Here is a 22652-nt window from a genome sequence, read left to right on the forward strand (position 1 = left end):
GGTGCTGTGTTCCTCCCCCGCGAGCAAGATCATTATCCACCCCGGACGGTAACCGTTGCGCCACGACCGGGGGCGCTCTCGTGATGCAACCGGTCCAGTGCGGTCACGTAGTAGGTGTAGGTCCTGCCGGGCTTGGCGGTGGGATCGGCGATGCCGCCGCCGCGCACGCTGGCCAGCAGCGTCGCCGGATCCACCGGGGCGCAGGCGGAGCGGCGGCCCTCGGCGCGGTAGACCGCGTACGCCGTGGCGTCCTTGGACTCCCGCCACCGCACGCGCACGCCCTGGCCGTCACTCTCCGCCGTCACCGTGCGGGTGGGCGCGGGCGCCTTGCCGCCGCGTCCGGGCACCGCGGGCGGGATCGCGGGACGCGCGTAGTGGTCCTTGCGCAGGCGTTCGGCGAAGCCGCGCCGGTTGGCGGCCAGGTCGGCGGCGCTGAAGTACACGTCGCCGCGTACGCCGGGGTAGCGCTGGTTGAGGGTCAGGTGCCTGGACAGCTCGGTGGGCTTCTTCCAGGTGGCGTCCTGGCCGACGCGGTAGCCGGCCTGCCCGATCGTCAGCTGCACCTTGGTGCCGGCGACCTGCCGCGCCCACCAGTCGACCAGCCGCGCGTAGTCGGCGCGCGAGTCGCCGATGGGCCAGTACAGCTGCGGCGTGACGTAGTCGATCCAGCCGTTGCGGATCCACTTGCGGGTGTCGGCGTACTGGTCGGAGTAGCTCTGCAGCGCCCGGGTCGCCGAGCCCGCCGGGTCGGAGGTGGAGTTGCGCCACACCCCGAACGGGCTGATCCCGAACCGCACCCACGGCTTGGCCTCGTGGATCTTCTGCGAGAGGCCGCGCACCATCGTGTCGACGTTGTGGCGCCGCCAGTCGGCCTTCTTCATGCCCTTGCCGTAGGTCTTGAACGTGGCGCCGTCGGGGTAGTCGCGCCCGCCCTCGGGATAGGGGTAGAAGTAGTCGTCGAAGTGCACGGCGTCGATGTCGTACTTGCGCACGACGTCCAGCACGGCCTTGGTCGCCAGGTCGCGCACCTGCGGCAGCCCCGGGTCGTACCACAGGCCCGTCCCGTACTTGCGCACCCAGCCGGGGTTCTTGCGGGCGGGGCTGCCCGGCGCCAGCTTGTTGATGTCGCTGGTGCGGCTCACCCGGTAGGGGTTGAACCACGCGTGGAACTCCAGGTTGCGCGCGTGCGCCTCCTTGAGCATGAACGCCAGCACGTCGTAGCCGGGGTTCTTGCCGGGCGTGCCGGTGAGCCACTGCGACCACGGCTCGTAGGGCGAGGGGTAGAACGCGTCGGAGTTGGGCCGGATCTGCACGAACACCGCGTTGAGGTTCATCGCCTTGGCGGTGTCGAGCAGCGCGCGGAACTGCGCCTGCTGCGTGGCCACGGGTTTCTTGGGGTCCTTGGGCCAGTCGATGCCCGCCACGGTGGCGATCCACATGCCGCGCACCTGCCGCGCCCGCGAGTCGCCCGGCGGCGCCGCGACCGCGCACTCGCCCTTGACCGCGTCGGGCGCCTGCGCCCGTTCGGCCCCGCCGCCGGAATCACCGCTGGCGGGAATGCACGCCGTCATCAGCGCCGCCGCCGCGGCGGCCGCGGCCGCCTTCGCTGCCGTCCCCGAATGCCATGCCATAGCGGCCCATTGTTACGCAGGAGTCGCGGTGCTACGGCCAAAACGGCCACGCCCGTGTGCTCCCCCGTTGTCCGGATCGTCCCCGCGCGACTTGCGATCTTCGAACATGCGTTCCAAACTGGCCGTGCTGGAGATTCGTTCACACGTTCGATCGGAGGCGCGATGCGCTGGGACCACCTGCGGCTCGTCGACGGGGCCGCCGCCGAGCCCGCCCTGCCCCTGATCGAACGGCGGGCGGTCGCCCGCACCTTCGACACGCCCGAGTTCCGCGGCATGACCTTCTACGAGGTCCAGGCCCGCTCGATCATCAACCAGGTCCCGCCGGCCTCGCGCATGATGTTCCGGTGGACGATCAACCCCTACCGGGGCTGCTCCCACGCCTGCAAATTACTGCCTTGAGGGCGACACGCCGATTCTGATGTCCGACGGCCGCACGCGGGCGCTGCGCGATCTGAGGCCGGGCGACCGCATCTACGGCACGCGCGTGGAGGGCGGGCGGCGCCGCTATGTGATCACCGAGGTGCTGGACCACTGGCCGACGGTCAAGCCCGCCTACCGCGTCACGCTCGCCGACGGCACGCGGATCGTCGCGAGCGGCGACCACCGGTTCCTCGGCGAGCGCGGATGGAGGTACGTCAGCGGCGGCGGGCCGGGTGCCGGCCAGGGCCCGCGGCTGAGGCCGGGCGACCGGCTGGCCGGCACGGGCTCGTTCACCGCCCCTCCCAAGGAGGACGACGACTACAAGCGCGGATACCTGTGCGGCATCCTCCGCGACGACGGCAGGGGCGGTGGCGTCCATCGGCTCGGCCTGGCGCCGGTGGAACGTGAGGCGCTGGACCGCGGCGGACGCTATCTGCGCGACCTCGGGATGCACGCGCGGACCCCGGCGGCCGTGACCGACGAGCTCATCCGATGGCCGCCACAGGTCTCGGACGCCTGGCGTAAGGGCTTCCTCGCAGGCCTTGTCGACGCCGCCCCCGACGCCGCCCCCGACGTCGACGCCAACCCCTGCCCCGGCCTCGGCCGCGGCGTGCTCGGCTTCAGCGGCTCCGACGCCCGCCTGCTGCGCATGCTCGTCGACTGCCTGCGGCATTTCGGCTTCGGCCCGGTATCGGAGCACGTCCCGGGCGAGGCCGCGGTGACCGTCGTCCGGCTGAGGGGCGGGCTCAAAGAACGCCTGCGGCTGCTGCAGCTGGTCGACCCGGCCGGCACGCGCCAGCGGTCGATCGAGGGCGCGGCGGTCACGAGCGACGCCGCGCTCGCCGTGACCTCGATCGAGCCGCTGGGGATCGATCTGCCCATGTTCGACCTGACCACCGGAACCGGCGACTTCGTCTCCAACGGGCTCGTGAGCCACAATTGCTTTGCCCGCAAGACACATGAGTATCTGGACTTGGACGCGGGCGCCGACTTCGACTCGAAGGTCGTGGTGAAGGTCAACGCCGCCGAGCTGGTGCGGCGGGAGCTGGCGGCGCCCCGGTGGCGCGGCGAGCACATCGCGATGGGCACCAACGTCGACTGCTACCAGCGCGCCGAGGGCCGTTACCGGCTGATGCCGGGCATCCTGGCGGCGCTGCGCGACGCGGCCAACCCGTTCTCGATCCTGACCAAGGGGTCGCTGATCCTGCGCGACCTGCCGCTGCTGCTGGAGGCGGGTGAGCGCGCCGAGGTGAGCACGATGGTGTCGGTGGGGTCGCTGGACCGGGAGCTGTGGCGGCTGGTGGAGCCGGGCACGCCCGCGCCCGGCAGGCGGATGGAGGTGTGCGCCGCGCTGAACGAGGCGGGCATCGGCTGCGGGGTGCTGATGGGCCCCGTGCTGCCGTATCTGAGCGACTCGCCGCGCGAGCTGGAGGCGGTGGTGCGCGCGGCGGCGGAGGCGGGCGCGACCTCGATCGGCGCGATCACCCTGCACCTGCGGCCCGGGGCACGCGAGTGGTACCTGTCGTGGCTGCGCGACCACCATCCCGAGCTCGTCGTGCCCTACGCGCGGCTGTACGGCGACCGGGCGTACGCGCCCAAGGCCTACCAGGAACGCATCTCGGCGCGGGTCAAGGAGCTGGCGGACCAGTACGGCATCGGCGGGCGGGGCCGACGCTTCGCGGGCGGCAGGGCGGGCGGCGGGGCGGGCGGCGGGGAGCAGCGGCCTGCGCCACCGGCGGGCCCGCAGCAGCTCACCCTGATGTGAACGGCGACCGCGCGGGGCGACATGTTAGCGATCGACGCGGCGAGATAAGGCGACCGTCAAGATTTTTTCAAACATCTCGTGGCGGGCGTCACATCTAACAGGACGTCGCCAACGAGGAGCCACGGAGCCAACGATGAACGCCACCGCAGACCCGAGCCGCATCGCCGGCCCCGCGCCGATGGTCACGGCCGTCATCCCGACCCTGAACGAGGCCGACAACCTGCGATGGCTCCTGCCCCGGCTGACCGGCGTCGACGAGATCGTGATCGTGGACGGCGAGTCCACCGACGGGTCCGCCGAGGTCGCCGCCGCGCTGCGGCCCGACGCGGTCATCATCAGCCGGCCGCCGCGCGGCAAGGGCCTGGCGCTGCAGGCGGGGTTCGCCGCCGCCACCGGCGAGGTGATCGTGATGCTGGACGCCGACGGGAGCATGGATCCCGCGGAGATCCCGGCGTTCGTGGCGCTGGTCGGCCGCGGCTTCGACTTCGACTTCGTCAAGGGTTCGCGGTACGCGTGCGGCGGCGGCTCCGAAGACCTGACCTTTCTGCGCCGGGCCGGCAACAAGTGGCTGACGCGGCTGGCCAACACGCTCTACCGCACCGGCTGGACCGACCTGTGCTACGGCTACGTCGCGATGCGCCGCGGCGCGGTCGACCGGCTCCGGCTCAGGTCGACCGGTTTCGAGATCGAGACCGAGATGTGCGTCAACGCCGTCACCACCGGGCTGCGCATCGCCGAGGTCGCCAGCTTCGAGAGCAACCGGCGGTTCGGCGAGTCGCACCTCAACACCTGGCGCGACGGCTACCGGGTGCTGAAGATGATGGTCGCCGGCCGGCTGCGTCCCGTCCGCGACACCGCCGCCGTCCCCGACGCGGTGGCGTTGCCCGCGGCGGCCGGCCTGGCCGCCTGACGTTCCGCGGGGGTCCAGGGCCCCGGTCCGCCAGCGGTGGACCGGGGCCCTTCACTTCGCCCGGCCGCAGGCGCCGCCCATGACCCTGGCGGGCGCTTGCAAACAGGTAGGACTTTCCCTACCCAGCCGTCGAGTGGTCCGTCCGGGGCGAAGTCGTTCGTCGGAACGGTGGAAGACCTGATACGGAGGAACCGTGAAGTACATGCTGCTGATCGCCGGGGACGAGTCCGCCGCCGAGCACGCCGAGGACGGCTGCGGCGGCTGGAGCGAGGAGATGATCGCGCGCGGTGTGATCCGCGGCGGCGGCGGGCTGCGGCCGCCCGCGGAGGCCACCACGGTGCGCGTCCGCGACGACCGGGTGCTGCTGACCGACGGCCCGTTCGCCGAGAGCAAGGAACAGATCGGCGGATTCTGCCTGATCGAGTGCGCCGACCTGGACGAGGCCATCGAGATCGCCGCCAAGCACCCGGCCGCGGGCTACGGCACGATCGAGATCCGGCCGCTCTGGCCGCAGTGACCGGCCCGGAGACCTCCCCCGCCGCCACGGCCGTCGACCGGGCGTTCCGTGACGAGTGGGGCCAGGTGGTGGCCACCCTCATCCGCGTCACCGGCGACTGGGACCTGGCCGAGGAGTGCGCGCAGGACGCCTTCGCGCAGGCTCTGCGCACCTGGCCGCGCGACGGGGTGCCCGAACGGCCCGGCGCGTGGCTGACGACGGCGGCGCGCAACCGCGCGACCGACCGGCTGCGCCGCGCCGCGACCGGCGCGGCCAAGCTACGGGAGATGGCCGTGATGGAACGTGCCCACAGCGGCGGAACGGGACGCGACCAGGTGTCCGACGGCGCGGTGCCCGACGACCGGCTGCGGCTGATGTTCACCTGCTGCCACCCGGCGCTGGCCCTGGAGGCGCAGGTGGCGCTGACCCTGCGCACGCTGGCGGGCCTGACCACCGCCGAGATCGCGCGTGCTTTCCTGGTGGGCGAGCAGACCATGTCCAAGCGGCTGACGCGCGCCAAGCAGAAGATCCGGCACGCCGCCATCCCCTACCGGGTGCCGCCCGCGCATCTGCTGCCCGAGCGGACACCGGCCGTGCTGGCGGTGCTGTACCTGCTGTTCAACGAGGGATACTCGGCGTCGGCGGGCGCCGATCCGGCGGAGCTGTCCGGTGAGGCGATCCGGCTGGCGCGGGTGCTCGCGCGGCTGATGCCCGACGAGCCCGAGGCGGTGGGGCTGCTGGCGCTGATGCTGCTGCACGACGCGCGCCGCCCCGCACGCTTCGACACCGCCGGTGACCTGGTGCCACTGGAAGAGCAGGACCGTACCCGGTGGGACGCCGGGCAGATCGGCGAGGGCACGGCGCTGCTGGAAGCGGTGCTGCGACGCGGCCGTCCCGGCCCGTACCAGGTGCAGGCCGCGATCGCCGCCTGCCACACCGGCGCCGCCCGCGCCGCCGACACCGACTGGCCGCAGATCGCCGCCCTGTACGGGGAGCTCGCCCGGCTGGCGCCCTCTCCCGTCGTCGAGCTCAACCGGGCCGTCGCGATCGGCATGGCCCAGGGCCCGGCGGCGGCGCTGCCCCTGGTGGAGGCACTGGACGAGGCGGGCCGGCTGGCGGGCTATCACCTGCTCCCGGCGGTCCGCGCCGACCTGCTGCGCCGCCTGGGCCGCACCGCCGACGCCGCGGCGGCCTACCGCGACGCGCTCGCACTGACGACGGACGAGCCCGAACGCCGCTACCTGCAACGCCGCCTGGCCGAAGTGTCCGCCTGACGATTGACGATCCCGAGCCACACGCTGCCCGCATGGCGATGTCGAACGGGTCGGCGTGACGGCGTTATGCCAGACGGCGTCCGTATGACGGAGTTCCGCGAGCGCGGGGTGGTCGGTGGCGTCGGCGTGATGTGTCGTGCCATTCCGCTGTGGTGTCTGTCTGGCGGGTGTTCGTTCGTCGGTGGGGTGTCCGGTGTGACGAATCGCTGGCGCGGCGTACGGCGCGCACGTGGGAGGCAGGCATGAACGAGACCGATCTTCGGGCTGAGATCGCGGCGGAACGCCGGGAGCTGGCGGCGGTGCTGGGTGATCTCCCGGCCGCCGGCTGGGACGCGCCGTCGCTGTGCGAGGGGTGGCGGATCCGTGAGGTCGTCGCTCACATCACGATGGCCTACCGCTACTCGGGACCACGGGTGATCTTCGAGCTGATCCGGTCGGGTGGCGGGATGAACCGCATGCTCGACCGGTGTGCCCGCCGCGACGCGGCCTCTGTCCCGGCGGCCGGGTTGCACGCCTCGTTGCGCGACAACGCCACGCACCCGTGGAAGCCGCCGGGCGGCGGCTACGAGGGCGCGCTCACCCACGACGTCGTGCACGGCCTGGACATGACGGTCGCGCTGGGGGTGGACCGGCGGGTGCCCGAGCAGCGGCTGCGGGTGGTGCTGGACGGGCTCGCCTCCGCCCGCGCCATCAGGTACTTCGGCGCCGATCTGGAGGGCGTCGAGCTGCGTGCCGATGACCTGGACTGGTCGTTCGGCTCGGGTTCCACGGTCACCGGCGCGGCCCAGGATCTGGCGCTGGTGCTGTGCGGCCGCCGCCTGCCTCCGGGACGCCTGGGCGGCGAGCAGAGCACCCGCTTCGCCGCTGTCTAGCGTTCGGCGCTCAGCTCGACCGGCTCAGTGATCACATCGACCATCGCGCCGTTGCGCAGCACGGTGATCGGCAGTGGCCGCCCGATCGCCTCGGCGAACATCAGCCGCTGCAGGCTCTGGGCCTGGCTGACCGGCACGCCGCCGGCGGTGAGGACCAGGTCGCCGCGGCGCAGCCCGGCACGCGCGGCGGGACTGCCGGCGACCACGTCGGCGACCCGCAGCGCCTCGCGCTGGCCGAGGCGGTCGCGCAGCGCCGCCGGGACCGGCACGGGGACCGCGACCAGGCCGAGGAACGCCCGTCGCACCCGCCCGTCACGCATCAGCGCGCCGATGATGCGGCGGGTCGTGGAGTTGATCGGCACCGCCAGGCCGAGGCCGATCCCGGCGACCGCGGTGTTGATCCCGACCACGTGACCGCGCGAGTCGGCGAGCGCGCCGCCGGAGTTGCCAGGGTTCAGGGCGGCGTCGGTCTGGATGACGTCCTCCACCACCCGCACCGCGTTGCCGCTGCGGGTCGGCAGCGACCGTCCGAGCGCGCTGACCACGCCCGCGGTGACCGACCCGGCGAGGCCCAGCGGGTTGCCGACGGCGACGACCAGCTGCCCCACCACGAGCCCGTCACTGTCGCCCAGGGTGACCGGCCCCGGGGTGCCGCCGTCGGCGCGCACCACCGCCAGGTCCGACAGCGGGTCGGTGCCGACGACGGTGAACGAGGTGGTGGTGCCGTCGGCGAACGAGGCCTGCCCGCCGCGGGCGCCGCCGACGACGTGCGCGTTGGTGAGCAGGAACCCGTCGGCGGTGAACGTCACCGCCGACCCCGAACCCTCACGGCCGCTCTGGCGCACGCGCAGGCTCGCCACGCGCGGGGTGAGCTCGCCGGCCACGGCCGACACCACGCGGGAGTAGGCGTCAAGGGGCTGAGCGGCGGGATCGCGTGGTTCGGGGACGGGCTCGGAGATCGGTTCGGGGCTCATCTCACCTCCCGATGATTACACCGTTACACGCTAGCCGCGGAAGGTGAATCTGTAATCCCCTCTTTCAGCGCAGGGTGGACAGGCCGCCGTCGACGCCGATGACCTGGCCGGTGACATAGCTCGCCCGCCGCGACAACAGGAACACCGCCACCTCGGCCACCTCCCACGCGGTGCCCTGCCGCCCCATCGGAATCAGCTTGGCGACACGGTCACGGTCGGTGTTGCCCGCCGACGCCATCCGGCCCATCACGGTGTCGATGAGGCCCGGTGCGACCACGTTCGCCCGGACACCGCGCGGCGCGCCCTCCGCCGCGACATGCCGCACCAGACCCGCCAGCCCCGCCTTGGACGCGTCGTAGGAAGGAGAACCGCTGCCCGGCTTGGCCCCGGCCAGCGACCCGACGAACACCAGCGCATCACCCTTCCCCAGCAGCGGCACCGCCGCCTTGGCGATCAGGAACGGGCCGCGCAGGTTCACCGCGAACACCCGGTCCCAGTCGGCCGTCGCGGTCCCGGCCAGCCCGTACCCGACGCCGATCCCGGCGTTGAACACCACCCCGTCCAGCCCGCCGAGGGCCTCGGCGGCGCCCGCGACCATCCGTTCGCACGCGTCCGGGTCGGCGGCGTCACCGGCCAGCACGTGCGCACGGCCGCCGGACGCGGAGATCAGCTCAGCGGTGACGGCCGCGGCCGCCTCATCGAGGTCGGCGCAGACCACCGCCGCGCCCTCGCGCGCCGCGGTCACGGCGATGGCACGGCCGTTGCCGGGCGGCGCGCCGGGCTCATCGCTGGGACGGGTGCCGGCGCCGACCACCAGGATCCGCCGACCGGGAAGAAGCGTTTCTGCCATGCGCAGACGCTAGCGGCGCCATCACCACGCGCCCAGACCCAAGATCAGCGAGTGAGCGCGGCGGCCACAGCGTAGGCCAGCGCCGCCGCGCCGACACCCACCACCAGGCTCCCCACCGCGTACCGGCCGGCCGCGGGCACCTCGCCCAGCTTCACCAGCCGCACCGTCTCATACCCGAACGTACTGAACGTGGTGAACGCCCCGCAGAACCCCGTCCCGGCCAGCGACGACACCGGCCCCGCCACCCCCGCGCCGGCCAGCACCCCCAAAATCACCGACCCCAGCACGTTCACCACCAGCGTCCCCCACGGGAACACGCCACCGACCCACCGCGTGACCATCCGATCCAGCACATAACGCGCGGGAGCTCCCACCGCCCCGCCCGCGAACACCAGCAGCAGCGTCACCGCACGCCCTCCCCCGCCCCAGGACGCAGAACACGCCGCGCAACGACGGCACCCGCCCAGACCGCGGCGACCCCGGCGGCCACACTGCCGAGCCCGTACACCGCCGCCTGCGCCAACGCACCACCGGCCACCAGATCACGCACCTCCACCGCATGGGTGGAGAACGTCGTGAACCCGCCAAGGAAGCCGATCCCCCAGAACGGGCGGACGTAGCGGCTCGGCGGCCACCTCTCGATGACACCGACCATCAGCACGCCCAGCGCCAGGCACCCCGTCACATTGATCAGCAACGTCGCCCACGGAATCCGCCCCGCCTCCGCAGACACCGCCACCCCGACCAGATACCGCGCACAGCTCCCCAGGCCGCCGCCCACCGCGATCGCCAGCAGGACAAGCCCGCGCCGCCGGGACGCCCTCTCACGCCCGAGCGGCACCGCGGCATCACTGTCCGCCCGCCCCACCTCCACCACGGCCGCATCCGGCTCGCCCGCGTGCCGCCCGGCCGCAGGCGGTTCGGTTGCGGGCGGCGGCGGGACGGTTGCGTCCCGTCCGGTTGCAGGCTGCCCGGTTGCAAGGCGCCCTGCTGCGGGCGGCGTGGCCATGTCCTGCCCGGACGCTGGCGGTTCAGGTGTGGGCGGCGGGGCGGTTGTAGGCAGTCCAACTGTGTTCGGACCGGTTGTGGGCAGTGTGGCCCTGTGCTGCTCGGTCACGGGCGGTGCGGTTGCGTCCTGCCCGGCGGTGTCTTGCCCGGCCGTGTCCCGTTCGGCCGCAGGCGGTTCGGTTGCGTCCGAGGCAGCTGTGTTCGGCCCGGTTGTGGGCGGAGCGGCCGTAGGGGGTTCGGTTGTGGGTGGGTCCGGGGCGGTTGGGTCCGGGGTGGGTGTGTTGGGCTTGGGTGTGGCCGGTGCCGTTGTGGGTGGTTGGGGGTTGTGCGCGGGTGGGTCGGGGTTGGTGGGCACGGGCGGTCTCCCTTCGCGTTCAGGGACCGTTGGCGACCCGGGGGCCGCGGATTTCGGCGGGCCCCTCCGCCGTCACCGCACGTCATGAGCTTACCGGCGCGCCGATCACGGCTGGGGCTAGGCTGCCGGGGTGACTGCCAGCGCGACCGTCGAACGCGCCCACGGGCCGAGCGGGGAACTGGTGCTGCGGCGCGCCGGCGCCCACTACGAGATCATCAGCAATGGCGTGTTCCTCATGGACACCCGCAACGGCGAGTCCGAGCGGCTGCTCGTCCGCGCCGCCGTGGCCGGGCTGCGACCGCCGGTGTCGCTGCTGATCGGCGGGCTGGGCGTCGGGTTCTCCCTCGCCGAGGCCGTCGCGTTGCCCGGCGTGGCCGCCGTCACCGTCGTGGAGATCGAACCCGCCGTGATCGGCTGGCACGCCACCCATCTGCGGCCGTTCTCGGCCGCCGCGCTCGACGACCCGCGCGTCCGCGTCGTCGGCGCCGACCTGCTCGATCATCTGCGCCGTAGCGGTCACCACTACGACGCGATCTGCCTGGACACCGACAACGGCCCCGACTGGACGGTGACCCCCGCCAACGCCGATCTGTACGGCGAGGACGGTCTGGCCCTGCTGGCCGCGCGGCTGACCGGGCGCGGGGTCCTGGCGGTGTGGAGCGCGGCGGCCGCACCCGCCTACGAGGAACGGCTGCGGGCACGGTTCGCCGAGGTGGAGGCACGGCCGGTGCCCGTCCCGCGCGGCGAGCCCGACGTCGTCTATCTCGCCCGCCGCCCGCGTCGATGACCCCCCGGGTGGTCCACCGGTCCGTCCCAGTTCGCTAGGTTTCGCCCTGACACAGTCTTTGTGGAGGGTTTTGTGACTACTGCGCAAGCGGCCCGGCGCCCCATCGTCCTGGGCGACCTGCTCCCCGGCTCCCTGGCCCGCGACGCCGCGCTCGTCGCCGGCTCGGCGGCCTTCGTCGGCCTGGCCGCCCAGATCGCCGTCCCGCTCCCCGGCACCCCCGTCCCCGTCACCGGCCAGACCTTCGCGGTGCTCCTGGCCGGCGCCGCGCTCGGCTGGGGCCGCGCCGCGCTCGGCATGGCCGTCTACCTGCTCGCCGGGATCGCCGGCGTGCCGTGGTTCACCGACGGCGAGTCCGGCGCCGGCCTGCACACCCTCGGATACGTCATCGGGTTCGTGCTGGCCGCCGCCGTCGTGGGACGCCTGGCCGAACGCGGCGGCGACCGCACCCCCGCCCGCACCGTCGGGACGATGCTGCTCGGCACCACGATCATGTACGCGACCGGCGTCCCCTACCTGATGGCCTCACTCGGGGTCGACCTCGGCAAGGCGATCGACCTGGGCCTCACGCCCTTTCTTGCCGGCGACGCGCTAAAGGTCCTGCTGGCCGCCGGGTTGCTGCCGGCGGCGTGGAAACTGGCCGGAACGCGCCGCTCCGCCTGAACGCCCGCCCGAGCCTGTGCCGCGATCCCCGTGGCACAGGTTCGGCACGGCCCCGCCGGGGAACGAGTAGGGGCGCTCGCGCAGCGGATGTGGCGCAGACCTCACCACGACCGGCCACCCCGACAGTTTGAACGGGTTCAACTTTGTCGTAGAGTGGCACGCGTGAAGCTCGCCGTGACCGCACCGGACCGCCTGATCGTCCGCACCGAGCGGGTCGCCGACCCAGGCGACCTCATCTCGCGACTTCCGCATCCCACCGCGCTGGCCTGGGTCCGGCACGGCGAGGGCATCGTCGGCTGGGGCGAGGCCGCCCGCCTCACGCTGCCCGGCGGCGAGGACCGCTTCGCCGTCGCCGACCGCTGGCTGCGCGATTTGTTCGGCTCCGCCGACATCGACGACCCCGTCCAGGTCCCCGGCTCCGGGCCCGTCGCCTTCGGCAGCTTCGGCTTCGACCCCAAATCACCCGACTCGGTGCTCATCGTGCCGCGCTGGATCGTCGGCCGCCGCGACGGCGCCGCCTGGCTCACCACCATAGGCGAGCAGGCCGACCCGCTCGCCCTGGTCCGCCCGCCCCAGCCCCCCGCCCGCCTCGACTGGAGCGACGGCACCCTCAACGCCCCCGCCTGGGAACAGGCCGTCGCCGCCGCCGTCGACCGCATCCGCCACGGCCGCCTCGGCAAGGTCGTCCTCGCCCGCGACCTGCACGCCGAAGCCGCCGAGCCCATCGACGCCCGCGTCCTGCTGCGCCGCCTGGCCGACCGCTTCCCCGCCTGCTACACCTTCTCCTGCGCCGGCCTGGTCGGCGCCACCCCCGAACTGCTCATCCGCCGCACCGGCGACCACCTCGACTCCCTCGTCCTGGCCGGCACCACCGCCCGCGGCACCACCCCCGCCGAGGACGCCGAACGCGCCGCACGGCTGCGCACCTCCGCCAAGGACCTCGAAGAACACGCCTACGCCGCCGAAATGGTCCGCGACGCCCTCGCGCCCCTGTGCGCCGAGCTCACCGTCCCCGACCGGCCCGAACTCCTCACCCTCGCCAACGTCATGCACCTGGCCTCGCCCGTGCACGGCCGCCTCGGCAGCGAACGCTCCGTCCTCGACGTCGTCGCCGCCCTGCACCCCACCCCCGCCGTCTGCGGCACCCCCACCGACATCGCCCTCGACCTCATCCGCGAACTCGAAGTGATGGACCGCGGCCGCTACGCCGGCCCCGTCGGCTGGGTCGACGCCCGCGGCGACGGCGAATGGGGCATCGCGCTGCGCTGCGCCGAACTCGACGGCACCCGCGCCCGCCTGTTCGCCGGCTGCGGCATCGTCGCCGACTCCGACCCCGCCGCCGAACTCGCCGAAGCCCAGACCAAGTTCCGCGTGATGCAATACGCACTGGAAGGCTGACCACACCCGCACACACCCCCCCCCGGGGAGCCACCAGATGCACCGCCGCCGTCCCACCGCCGCCCTGCTCGCCTGGCTCCTCGCCATCGCCGCTCTCGCCGCGGCACCACCCGCACAAGCCACCACCGGCCCGCGCACACCCCAGGCCGAGATCTTCGCCACCAGCAACACCGCGATCATCACCGACCCCGCCGACCCCCGCCTGAGAACGCGCCTCACCCGCTTCGACCGGCAGGTCCGCCGCATCATCGCCGACAACGGCGCCCGCACCCGCCGCTCCACCCTCCTCGACGGCGTCTTCTGGTCCAGCGACCTCCAGCAGGCCACCTACGAACGATCACGCCGCTTCGACCTCGACCGCACCGACCCCCTGGAGCTGCACCACATCGCCGACCTCATCCGCAAACAATTCCGCCAGGAATCGGTCCTCACCTTCGAACACCTGCCCAGCGGCTCCCCACGCGCCGACGCCGTCCGCATCCAGGTCCCCGGACTCGACGTCCGCCGCCTCCACGACGGCCTCGCCGCCGACCCCGCCGCCCGCGACCGGCTCTACGGCGGATCGGTCACCCTGCGCGGCCACCTCATCCTCGTCGCCGAACTCGCCGACCTCGACCTGGCCCGCCGGTTCGTCACCCGCATCGGCGGCGACTGGAACCGCGCCACCCTGCACCACGGCGACCGCGAATTCGTCGGCTGACCCGCCCACGGCCCACACCCCGCAGCGCGGACGTCACCGCGCCGCGGGCTGACAGGCCGGACACCAGAACAGATTGCGGCCCACCAGCCGCTCGGTACGCACCTCGGTCCCGCACACCAGGCACGGCAACCCCGCACGCCGGTACACGTACACCTCACCACCATGATCGTCCACCCGCGGCGGACGGCCCATCGCCTCCGGCGTGTGCTCGGGCCGCACCGTGTCGATCCGGCCCGTCGCCACACCCACCCGCATCAACCCCACCAGATCGGCCCAGATCGCCGACCACTGCTCACGCGTCAGAGCACGCCCCGGCAGCCCCGGATCGACACCCTGCCGAAACAGCACCTCGGCCCGGTACACATTGCCCGGCCCCGCCACCACCGACTGATCCATCAGCAACGCCGCGATGCTCGTCCGGCTCCGCCCGATCCGCCGCCACGCCCGCTCCGGATCGGCGTCCGCACGCAGCGGATCCGCGCCGAGCCGATCGAGCAGCACCTTCACCTCACCCGGCTCCAGCAGCTCGCACGCCGCCGGACCACGCAGATCGGCGAACTCCGACACCCCCGTCAGCCGCAACCGCACCAGACCCCGCGGCTCCGGCGCCGGCACCGGGCCGAACGTGTACGTCCCGTACAGCCCCAGATGGATGTGCACCAGCCACTCGTCCTCGAACCGCAGCAACAGGTGCTTGCCGTGCGCCTCCGCCTCCGTCAGCACCCGCCCGTCCAGCCGCCGCGCCCCCTCGGCGAACCGGCCCTGCGGGCTCTCGGCACGCAACGCACGGCCGCCGAACATCCGCAGATGCTCGGCGGCCAGCCGGTGAATCGTGTGTCCTTCAGGCATCGCAGACCCAAGGATAAGGCTCACGAACGCAACGGCTCGCCCACCTCGCGCATGTGCCCCAGCGCCTCCCGGTACGACTCGAACAACCCCGTCTCCACGTACGGCAGCCCCACCCACGCACAGTGCTCACGCACCAGCGGCTGCACCTTCCGCAGGTTCGGCCGCGGAATGCTCGGGAACAGGTGATGCTCGATCTGGTAGTTCAGCCCGCCCAGCATGTAGTCGGTCACCAGGCCACCACGCACGTTCCGCGACGTCAGCACCTGCCGCCGCAGGTGATCCCACCGCGTCCCCTCCGCCGGCATCTCCATCCCCTTGTGGTTCGGCGCGAACGACGCGCCCAGATGCACACCGAACAACGCCTGGTGCACCAGGATGAACACCACAGCCTGCAGCGGCGACAGCAGCACGAACGCCAGCCCCAGATAACCGGCCAGATGCGCCACCAGCAGCGCCCCCTCGACCAGCTTCTCCCGCCGCGGCGCCCCCTTCAGGTACAGAACGCTGTTGACCTTGAGGTTGAACCCCTCCAGCGTCAGCAGCGGGAAGAACAGCCGCGCCTGGTGGCGGGCCAGGAACCCCAGCACCCCGCGCCGCCCGCGCGCCTGCTCCCGCGTCCACGCCAGCGGCCCCTCACCGACGTCGGGGTCCTTGTCGACATGGTTGGGGTTGGCGTGGTGACGGTTGTGCTTGTCGTTCCACCACCCGTAGCCCATCCCGAGCATCAGATCGCCCAGGATCAGGCCGAGGGCACGGTTCACCCGGTGCGAGCCGGCGATCTGCCGGTGCCCCGCGTCGTGGCCCAGGAACGCCGTCCGGGCCGTCACCAGCGCCAGCGGTACCGCCAGAAGCACCGCCCACCACGTCGCGCCCGCCCACGCCACCGCCGCCCAGATCGCCGCCGTGGCCGCCACGTTCAGGCCGATCGCCCACGCGTAGTAGCCGAGCCGCCGCTCCAGCAGCCCGCTGTCGCGGACCTGCCGTGACAGTGGCGCGAAATCGCTGCCGGGGCTTCGGCGGGACGGTGCCGGCGGTGCCGGCGCTTGGAGGGTGACGGTCATGGACACTCCCATTCGTGCGGGCTTACGGGGTCAGTCGACTCCAACGCTATGGAGCCGACGATCAAACGGTCGCCACGCTGCGGAGCCATCTCCGGCCTGGCTCGCAGGTCTTGGTATCGGCCTGAAACCGCATGTGACGAGCTTGATCACAGTTCAGTCTGGCCGCCGGGCGAAGCGATCACATGGGCTCCAGCACCCCGGTCGCAGAGGTGCTGACTCCCAGATCCGGGGTGGTGGCAGCTCCCCCCACAAGACATGACAGACCGGCCATATAGGGTCATAGGTCATGAATGCGCGCTCTCGCTGGATCGATCTGGACGGTGCGGTCAATGTCAGGGACCTCGGCGGACTCCCCACAACGGACGGCGGAACGACCCGGCGAGGGCGGATCCTGCGGGCCGACAACCTGCAGGACCTGACGGCCGCCGACATCAGGACCCTCGTCGGCCACTACGAGCTCAGGGACGTCATCGACCTGCGCAGCGACGCCGAGGTGCGCCTCGAAGGCCCAGGACCGCTGACCCGTACACCCTCGGTCACCATCCACAACCTCTCACTGTTCGCCGAAGGCGGCCGCCACACCGACGTCGCCGCCGACACCGGCACCGAACCCGCGTCCGGCGCACAGACGAACTCCGTGGACATCGCCAAGGTACTCCCCTGGCAGACCCGCCCGGACAATTCGCCCGCGCAGGACCGCTCGATCGGCCACTATCTCGGCTACCTGGAGGACCGCCCCGACTCGGTCGTGGCGGCGCTGCGCGTGATGACCAGGCCGGCCGGAGCGGCGCTGGTGCACTGTGCGGCGGGCAAGGACCGCACCGGCGTGGTGTGCGCGTTCGCCCTGGAAGTGGCTGGGGTGACGCGGGAGGCGATCGTGGCCGACTATGCCCAGACCGGCGAACGCATCGAGGCGATCCTGGCCCGCCTCCGCGCCAGCAGCACCTACGCCGAGGACCTCGACTCGCGGCCGGCCGACAGCCACATACCGCACGCCTTCATCATGGACAAATTCCTGTCCCGCGTGGACGAGAGGTTCGGCGGCTCGCTCGAATGGCTGGCCGCCCATGGCTGGGCCGACGAGGACACCGAAGCTCTCCGGGCTCGCTTGCTGGAATGAGCTTGTAAAGGTTCAATTTCATTACAACGGTCGGCCTTTACGTTGTAAGTTGAGTGTTGAACTTCTTCAGGTGCGCAGGGCGCGGCAGGCCAGCTGGAGCGCCAGCCGCTGCTCCGGGTCCGCCAGGTCCACCCCCAGCAGGCCGCCCGCCCTGCGCACCCGCTGGGTGACGGCGTTGCGGTGCAGGTGCAACTCCTCCGCCGCACGCGCGGGCGACCCCTGGTGGTCGAGATAGGCCTGCAGCGTCCGCAGCAGCGGCTCGGCCCGCTCGGGGCCCAGCGCCTCGATCGGCGCCAGCAGTTCCCGCGCCGCGGCCCGGGCGGTGTCCGAGGCGTACCACTCCCCCAGCATCCGGTCCAGGCCCGCCAGGTCGTGCGCCGTCACCGGGCGGTCCCGTCCGCCGCCCCGGGCCAGCGCGGTCCGGGCCTCGCGCGCCGACGCGCGCAACCCGAGCGGCCCGCGGTGGGCGCCGCCGACGCCGCAGCGCAGGCCCGCCGCGGGGAACCGGCCGCGCAGCTCCCCCAGCAGCCGCTCGGCGTCGCCGACGGCCGAGCGCAGCCCGTCCCGGCCGGGGTCGCCGGTCTGCGTCCGGATCAGCAGCAGGGCGTCGTCCGCGCGGGCCGGGTTCCACTGCGCGCCGCCCGCCGACCGCAGGCTCTGCAACGCCGCCCGTCCCGCCGCGTCCAGCAGGTCGTAGCGTTCGGACCCCTGCGACGCCGCCGGCTCCACCCGCAACGCGATGTGCCAGCCGTCCACCGGGAGCCCGACCCCGCGGGCCCGTCCCAGCAGCCGCAGCGCCTGGCCCTCGGGTGACACCAGCAGCTCCGACAGCAGCAGCATCCGTGACCGGACCGGGGTGTCGTCGCCCGCTCCCCCGGCGGCACGGGCGATCACCTCCGCGCCGACCCGCATCGCGGCGGCCACGGCGTCCCCGAGCCGCCCGCCGGCGGCGGGCGCCGCGAGCGTCACCTCCCCCTCCGGCCCCGCGGCCACCTCGCCATGCTCCCCCGGCCCTGCCGGACGCGCCTCGACCGGCACCCCCAGCGACCCCGTCAACGCCGCCGCCGTGCGCCCGGCGTCGCCGCCGGCACGCACGACACCGTCCAACGCCGCCGTCAGCCGCGCGAACGCCTCCGCCGCACCGCCCTCGACCACCCGGGCGAGCGTGATCACGAGCCCGCCGAGGTCCGCGCCGTCGCCGTACAGCAGCGCGACCCGGCCCCGCTCGGCGATCCCCTGCGCCGTGCGGGCCACGGACGGCGGCGCTCCGCCGCCCGTCAGCACCAGCCCCGCGCCGCCGGCGGCCACGACGTCGCGCAGGGCCACATCGAGGCGGTACGCGGTGGCGGCGGACGAGGCGGGACCGGTCAGCACCACGAGCGAACCCGGCGGCACCGCGGTCAGCGAACGCAGGTCCTCGACCAGCCGCACACCGCGGACCGGCCCGGCGGTGACCGGACCGGCCAGCAGATCGAGTGATCCGGGCCGTCCCGGCGCGGCGAGCAGGTCGGCGATGACGGTCTCCACACCGGCAGGCTACCTCCACCCGTGTGTGCGGACAGCACACTGACCTGGCTAAACAGGGTCGTTGAGCACACCAGTTCTTGGCGCGGGCCGTCCTACGCTGACGCCATGACACTCCTGGACGCCACCACGCTGCCCGCGTACGCGCGTGGCTGCGCGGTGCTCGGCTCCGGGGGCGGCGGACCCGTCGGCGTCGCCCTCGCGACCGCCCTCCAGGCCGTCGCCGACCACGGGCCCGTCCGCGTCGTACGCGCCGAGGACCTCGACGGCGACGCGCTGGTGATGCCGTGCGGGATCATCGGCTCCCCCGCCGTCGCGAACGAGCGCATCGGCGGCGGCACCGAGGCCGAGGTCCTGCGCGAGACCGTCGAACGGCTGCACGGCACGCCGGTGGCGGCGCTCATGTCCAGCGAGATCGGCGGCTCCAACGGCTGTCTAGCCGCCGCGTGGGCGGCCCGCCTCGGCCTGCCGCTCGTCGACGCCGACGCCATGGGCCGGGCGTTCCCCCGGATGGACCAGAACGCCATGGAGCTGGCCGGCATCGCCCCCACGCCCTGCGTCCTCACCGACGAACGCGGCCGCACCGTCATCCTGGACCGCGTCGACGGCCGCTGGCTGGAACGCCTGGCCAGAGGAGTACTGGAGTCCTTCGGCGGGCAGGCGGCCACCTCCGAGTACGCGCTGCGCGCCGGGCAGGTCCGCACCGCCGCCATACCCGGGTCGGTGTCGCGCGCCCTGGCCATCGGGACGGCGCTGGCCGGCGGTGTGCCCGACGCGCCGGACGGCGGCCTCGACCGCCTGATCACCGGCAAGATCTCGACGGTCGACCGGACCGGCGCAGGCGCCGGCACCGCCACGGCCGCCCTCGTGGAGGGGCTCGGCGGCGACGCCGGGCGGCTGCTGAGGCTGGAGGCGCAGAGCGAGTACCTCGCCGTCTACGAGGACGGCCGCCCGCTCACCCTGGTCCCCGACATCATCGCCGTCCTCGACACCCGGACCGCCGCCGCCATCGACGTGGAACGGCTGCGCTACGGCCTGCGCGTCAGCGTGCTGGCACTCCCCTGCGCCCCGGTCTGGAACACCCCCGCCGGCCGCCGGCTCGCCGGACCGGCCGCCTTCGGCCTGGCGGACGGCACCCCGGAGGCCAGCTCATGATCACTGGAATCGACGTCGGGCCGACCCACACCGACGCCGCGATCCTCACCGGCGACGGGACGCCCTGGGCGACGGCCAAGGTGCCGTCCGTTCCGGATGATCCCGTCACGTCCGTCCGCCACGCCCTCGCCGCACTCCACAAACGCCAGCGGCCCGGGCATCCCGGGCCAGGGAAGGCCGAGCCCGCCCAGGTCGCGGTCGGCCTCCGCGGCCCCGCGCAGGCCGTCGTCGAACGCAAGGGGCTCGCCAAGGTCGCCGTGCTCCGCATCGGCGGCCCCGCGGCCCAGGCCGTACGGCCCCTGTTCGGCTGGCCCGCCGACCTGCGCGACGCCGTCCGCGCCGGTACCGCCGTCGTCGAGGGCGGCGGCGGCTTCGACGCCGCCGAATGGACCCCGCTGGACACCGGCGCCGTCGCCGAGTTCGCCGCCGCACTCGCCGGCCGCGCCGACGCGATCGCCATCACCGGCGTCTTCTCACCCGTGGACGGCACCCAGGAACGCCAGGCCGCCGACATCGTCCGCCGCGAGCTCGGCGACGCCGTGCACATCTCCCTGTCCGGCGAACTCGGCCCCCTCGGCCTGCTGGAACGCGAGAACACCACCGTCCTGGACGCCGCGCTGCACCGCCTCGCCGCCGACCTGTCCGACGGCCTGCGCGCGGCCATCGGCGCGTCCGCCACCGTCCTGGTCACCCGCGGCGACGGCACCCTGATGGGCCTGGACCACCTCCGCAGGCATCCCGGCCTCGGACTCGGCGGCGGCCTCGCCGGCACCCTGCGCGGCGCCGCCGCCCTCACCGGCCTGCCCGACGCGGTCGTCGCCGACGTCGGCGAGCACCGCGTCCGCGTCGCCGCCCTCACCGCGGGCTTCCCGCAGCAGGCCCTCGACGCCGAGATCGGCGGCGTTCCCGTCGGCTTCTGGATGCCCGACCTCATCCGCGTGGCCCGCGGCGGCCCGCACGCCCGCCACGCCCTCGCCGAGGCGGTCGACCGCATGCAGCCCGCCGCCGGACGCCTGCCCCTGGTCGTCGTCGGCGGCGGCGCCGGCGAGGTGCCCGCGACGCTGCCCGGCGTCGCCGAGGTCCTGCACCCCGAGCACGGCGCCGTCGCGGGAGCCATCGGCGCCGCCGCCAGCCCGGTCGGCGGCCAGGCCGAACGCGTCGTCCGCGTCGACCCCCGCACCGACCTCGGCGCGGTCCTCGACGAGGTACGCGAGGAGGCCCGCGTCAGCGCCGTACGCGCCGGAGCCGACCCGCGCCGCGTCCAGGTGTCGGACGTCACCCGGACCCCTCTGCCCTACCTGCCCAGCGTCACCCTCCGGCTCCACGCCCGAGCCTCCGGCCCCGCCCACCCCCTGTAACCCGGCCCAGCCCGAAAGGCCAGCCCATGTCAGAGACCACCTCGCCCACCGGCCAGCCACCGCCGCGACCCGCGCAGCCCTCGGCGTCCCACACCGACGAGGACTTCCCCCTCGAACGGGTGCCGCGATCGGCCCGCTACTCGTGGTTCAACGTCGCGGTGCAGCGCTTCGGCCAGCTCTCCGACCTCACCCAGTTCCTGCTCGGCGCCACGCTCGGCGCCGGCCTGTCGTTCTGGGGCGCCTTCTGGGCGTTCACCCTCGGCTCGGTGATCCTGGAGGTCGTCTGCATCTTCATCGGCATCGCCGGGATGCGCGAGGGCCTGTCCACCTCGGTGCTGGCCCGCTGGACCGGGTTCGGCCGGTACGGGTCGACGCTGATCGGCGTGGTCATCGCGGTCTCGCTGTTCGGGTGGTTCGGCGTGCAGACCGCCGTGTTCGCCCAGGGCCTGCACTCGCTGGCCGGCGGCCCGCCGCTGTGGATCTGGTCGATCATCGCCGGGCTCGGTGTGACGGCGCTGGTCCTCAAGGGCTTCCGGGCCATGGGGTGGACCGCGTTCGTCACCGTCCCCGCGTTTCTCGGCCTGGCCGGCTGGGCGATGTACGTGGAGATCTCCAAGCACAGCGTCGGCGACCTCGTCTCCTCACCGCCGTTCGGTGAGCCGATGTCCATCGCGACCGGCGCGACCATCGTCGCCGGCTCCTACATCGTCGGGGCGGTCACCACCCCCGACATGACCCGCTTCAACCGCAACGCCGGCGACGTGGTCAAGCAGACCCTCGTCGGCATCTCCCTCGGCGAGTACGTCCTCGGCCTGGCGGGCGTACTGCTGGCGTACGCGGTGAAGACCTCCGACGTCATCGCCATCATCACCGCCTCCTCCGGCGTCGCCGGCGTCATCATCCTCATCTCCGCCACCGTGAAGATCAACAACTGGAACCTCTACTCGGCCGCGCTCGGCCTGATCAACGCCGTCGAGTCACTGACCGGCGTGCGGCTCCACCGGGTCGCGGTGACGGTCGGCATCGGCGTGCTCGGCAGTCTCGCCGCCGCCGCGGGCATCCTCGACCGGTTCACCGACTTCCTCACCCTGCTCGGCGTCCTCACCCCGCCGATCGCCGGGATCATGGTCGCCGAGTACTTCGTCGCCCGCCGCTGGCGGCCCGCCCTGGACGCCTCCCGCGAGCTCGGCAGGCTGCCCGAGACCGAACCCGGCTGGGTCCCCGCCACCCTCGTCCTCTGGGCCGCCGCCGCGACCGTCGGCTGGTTCAGCGAACACCACCAGTGGTGGGGCATCCCCGCGCTCAACTCGCTGCTGCTCGCCGGTGTCGGCTACGTGCTCGCCGCCCGCCTCGGCCTGGTCCACGGCATCCGCGAACTGCCCGTCGAGCAACCCGACCACCCCGCCGCCGCCCTGGAGGCCGCGACCGGCGGCACCGCCGCCACCACCCGCCCATAAAACCCGTACACCCACCCGTAAGGAACGG

At 73.4% G+C, this 22652-nt stretch carries 22 protein-coding genes; 14 read left to right on the plus strand and 8 right to left on the minus strand.

Translation table 11 applies throughout. From position 1 onward, the window contains the following. Positions 1–32: 32 nt before the first annotated feature. Positions 33–1631, minus strand: a complete 1599-nt coding sequence (locus ABD333_RS14260; protein ID WP_344541148.1) for a glycoside hydrolase family 10-like protein — start codon at positions 1629–1631, stop codon at positions 33–35. A 162-nt stretch (positions 1632–1793) separates the two neighbouring features. Here ABD333_RS14260 and ABD333_RS14265 point away from each other — a divergent pair, with 162 nt between their 5' ends. The 6 genes from ABD333_RS14265 (at position 1794) to ABD333_RS14290 (ending at position 7368) form a co-directional block, all read left to right on the plus strand. Beyond that, complete coding sequence (locus tag ABD333_RS14265) at positions 1794–2030, plus strand: radical SAM family protein (protein WP_344541150.1); 237 nt, start codon at positions 1794–1796, stop codon at positions 2028–2030. Between the two features lie 19 nt (positions 2031–2049). Beyond that, positions 2050–3816, plus strand: coding sequence for a hypothetical protein (locus ABD333_RS14270; protein WP_344541152.1), 1767 nt, complete (start codon positions 2050–2052; stop codon positions 3814–3816). Between the two features lie 133 nt (positions 3817–3949). Further along, positions 3950–4726, plus strand: coding sequence for a glycosyltransferase family 2 protein (locus ABD333_RS14275; protein WP_344541154.1), 777 nt, complete (start codon positions 3950–3952; stop codon positions 4724–4726). A 202-nt stretch (positions 4727–4928) separates the two neighbouring features. Beyond that, positions 4929–5243 carry a YciI family protein gene (locus ABD333_RS14280; protein WP_344541570.1) on the plus strand — a complete coding sequence of 105 codons (315 nt, stop codon included), beginning with the start codon at positions 4929–4931 and terminating at the stop codon, positions 5241–5243. Further along, positions 5240–6496, plus strand: coding sequence for an RNA polymerase sigma factor (locus tag ABD333_RS14285; RefSeq protein ID WP_344541155.1), 1257 nt, complete (start codon positions 5240–5242; stop codon positions 6494–6496). The genes ABD333_RS14280 and ABD333_RS14285 overlap by 4 nt, the downstream gene beginning before the upstream one ends. Positions 6497–6738: 242 nt before the next feature. Beyond that, on the plus strand, positions 6739–7368 hold the full coding sequence (locus tag ABD333_RS14290; protein ID WP_344541157.1) for a maleylpyruvate isomerase family mycothiol-dependent enzyme: 630 nt from the start codon (positions 6739–6741) through the stop codon (positions 7366–7368). On the opposite strand, the gene ABD333_RS14295 is transcribed toward ABD333_RS14290, so the two are convergent. From ABD333_RS14295 to crcB (ABD333_RS14310), 4 genes are all read right to left on the minus strand, one after another. After that, positions 7365–8342, minus strand: coding sequence for a S1C family serine protease (locus ABD333_RS14295; RefSeq protein WP_344541159.1), 978 nt, complete (start codon positions 8340–8342; stop codon positions 7365–7367). The two genes, ABD333_RS14290 and ABD333_RS14295, sit on opposite strands and share 4 nt — an antisense overlap. 64 nt (positions 8343–8406) lie before the next feature. Further along, positions 8407–9192, minus strand: a complete 786-nt coding sequence (locus tag ABD333_RS14300; RefSeq protein ID WP_344541161.1) for an SDR family NAD(P)-dependent oxidoreductase — start codon at positions 9190–9192, stop codon at positions 8407–8409. Between the two features lie 44 nt (positions 9193–9236). Next, positions 9237–9599: a fluoride efflux transporter CrcB gene (gene crcB, locus ABD333_RS14305; RefSeq protein ID WP_344541163.1), complete on the minus strand. Its 363-nt coding sequence runs from the start codon at positions 9597–9599 to the stop codon at positions 9237–9239. Next, positions 9596–10069, minus strand: a complete 474-nt coding sequence (gene crcB, locus ABD333_RS14310) for a fluoride efflux transporter CrcB (protein ID WP_344541164.1) — start codon at positions 10067–10069, stop codon at positions 9596–9598. Before crcB (ABD333_RS14310) ends, crcB (ABD333_RS14305) begins: the two co-directional genes overlap by 4 nt. A 616-nt stretch (positions 10070–10685) precedes the next feature. Between crcB (ABD333_RS14310) and ABD333_RS14315 the strand changes: the two genes are divergently transcribed. The 4 genes from ABD333_RS14315 (at position 10686) to ABD333_RS14330 (ending at position 14100) form a co-directional block, all read left to right on the plus strand. After that, positions 10686–11342, plus strand: a complete 657-nt coding sequence (locus ABD333_RS14315) for a spermine/spermidine synthase domain-containing protein (RefSeq protein ID WP_344541166.1) — start codon at positions 10686–10688, stop codon at positions 11340–11342. A gap of 72 nt (positions 11343–11414) precedes the next feature. Further along, complete coding sequence (locus ABD333_RS14320) at positions 11415–12002, plus strand: biotin transporter BioY (protein ID WP_344541168.1); 588 nt, start codon at positions 11415–11417, stop codon at positions 12000–12002. Between the two features lie 162 nt (positions 12003–12164). Beyond that, entirely contained in the window at positions 12165–13400 is a 1236-nt protein-coding gene (locus ABD333_RS14325) for an isochorismate synthase (RefSeq protein ID WP_344541170.1), read from the plus strand. Between the two features lie 37 nt (positions 13401–13437). Next, entirely contained in the window at positions 13438–14100 is a 663-nt protein-coding gene (locus ABD333_RS14330) for a hypothetical protein (RefSeq protein WP_344541172.1), read from the plus strand. Positions 14101–14133: 33 nt separating this feature from the next. Here the strand turns inward: ABD333_RS14330 and ABD333_RS14335 are convergent, their stop codons facing one another. After that, entirely contained in the window at positions 14134–14949 is an 816-nt protein-coding gene (locus ABD333_RS14335) for an Fpg/Nei family DNA glycosylase (protein WP_344541173.1), read from the minus strand. Positions 14950–14969: 20 nt separating this feature from the next. Further along, positions 14970–16010 (minus strand): fatty acid desaturase family protein, encoded by a 1041-nt coding sequence (locus tag ABD333_RS14340; RefSeq protein WP_344541175.1) that lies wholly within the window; start codon positions 16008–16010, stop codon positions 14970–14972. Between the two features lie 286 nt (positions 16011–16296). Between ABD333_RS14340 and ABD333_RS14345 the strand changes: the two genes are divergently transcribed. Continuing rightward, positions 16297–17130: a tyrosine-protein phosphatase gene (locus ABD333_RS14345; protein ID WP_344541177.1), complete on the plus strand. Its 834-nt coding sequence runs from the start codon at positions 16297–16299 to the stop codon at positions 17128–17130. 66 nt (positions 17131–17196) lie between these two features. Here the strand turns inward: ABD333_RS14345 and ABD333_RS14350 are convergent, their stop codons facing one another. Further along, a complete protein-coding gene (locus ABD333_RS14350) occupies positions 17197–18657 on the minus strand; it encodes a PucR family transcriptional regulator (RefSeq protein WP_344541178.1) in 1461 nt (486 codons plus the stop codon). A 105-nt stretch (positions 18658–18762) separates the two neighbouring features. On the opposite strand from ABD333_RS14350, the gene ABD333_RS14355 reads away from it, so the two are divergent. The 3 genes from ABD333_RS14355 to ABD333_RS14365 are packed head-to-tail and all read left to right on the plus strand — an operon-like array spanning position 18763 to position 22624. Next, positions 18763–19809 carry an S-methyl thiohydantoin desulfurase family protein gene (locus ABD333_RS14355; protein ID WP_344541179.1) on the plus strand — a complete coding sequence of 349 codons (1047 nt, stop codon included), beginning with the start codon at positions 18763–18765 and terminating at the stop codon, positions 19807–19809. Beyond that, complete coding sequence (locus tag ABD333_RS14360; protein WP_344541180.1) at positions 19806–21167, plus strand: hydantoinase/oxoprolinase N-terminal domain-containing protein; 1362 nt, start codon at positions 19806–19808, stop codon at positions 21165–21167. The genes ABD333_RS14355 and ABD333_RS14360 overlap by 4 nt, the downstream gene beginning before the upstream one ends. 26 nt (positions 21168–21193) lie before the next feature. Beyond that, the gene (locus tag ABD333_RS14365) at positions 21194–22624 is read left to right on the plus strand and encodes a purine-cytosine permease family protein (RefSeq protein ID WP_344541181.1); all 1431 of its coding nucleotides are present in this window, start codon (positions 21194–21196) and stop codon (positions 22622–22624) included. The last annotated feature ends 28 nt before the right edge of the window (positions 22625–22652 follow it).

This window comes from Actinomadura fulvescens (assembly GCF_039533225.1).
GTDB classification, from domain to species: Bacteria; Actinomycetota; Actinomycetes; order Streptosporangiales; family Streptosporangiaceae; genus Spirillospora; species Spirillospora fulvescens.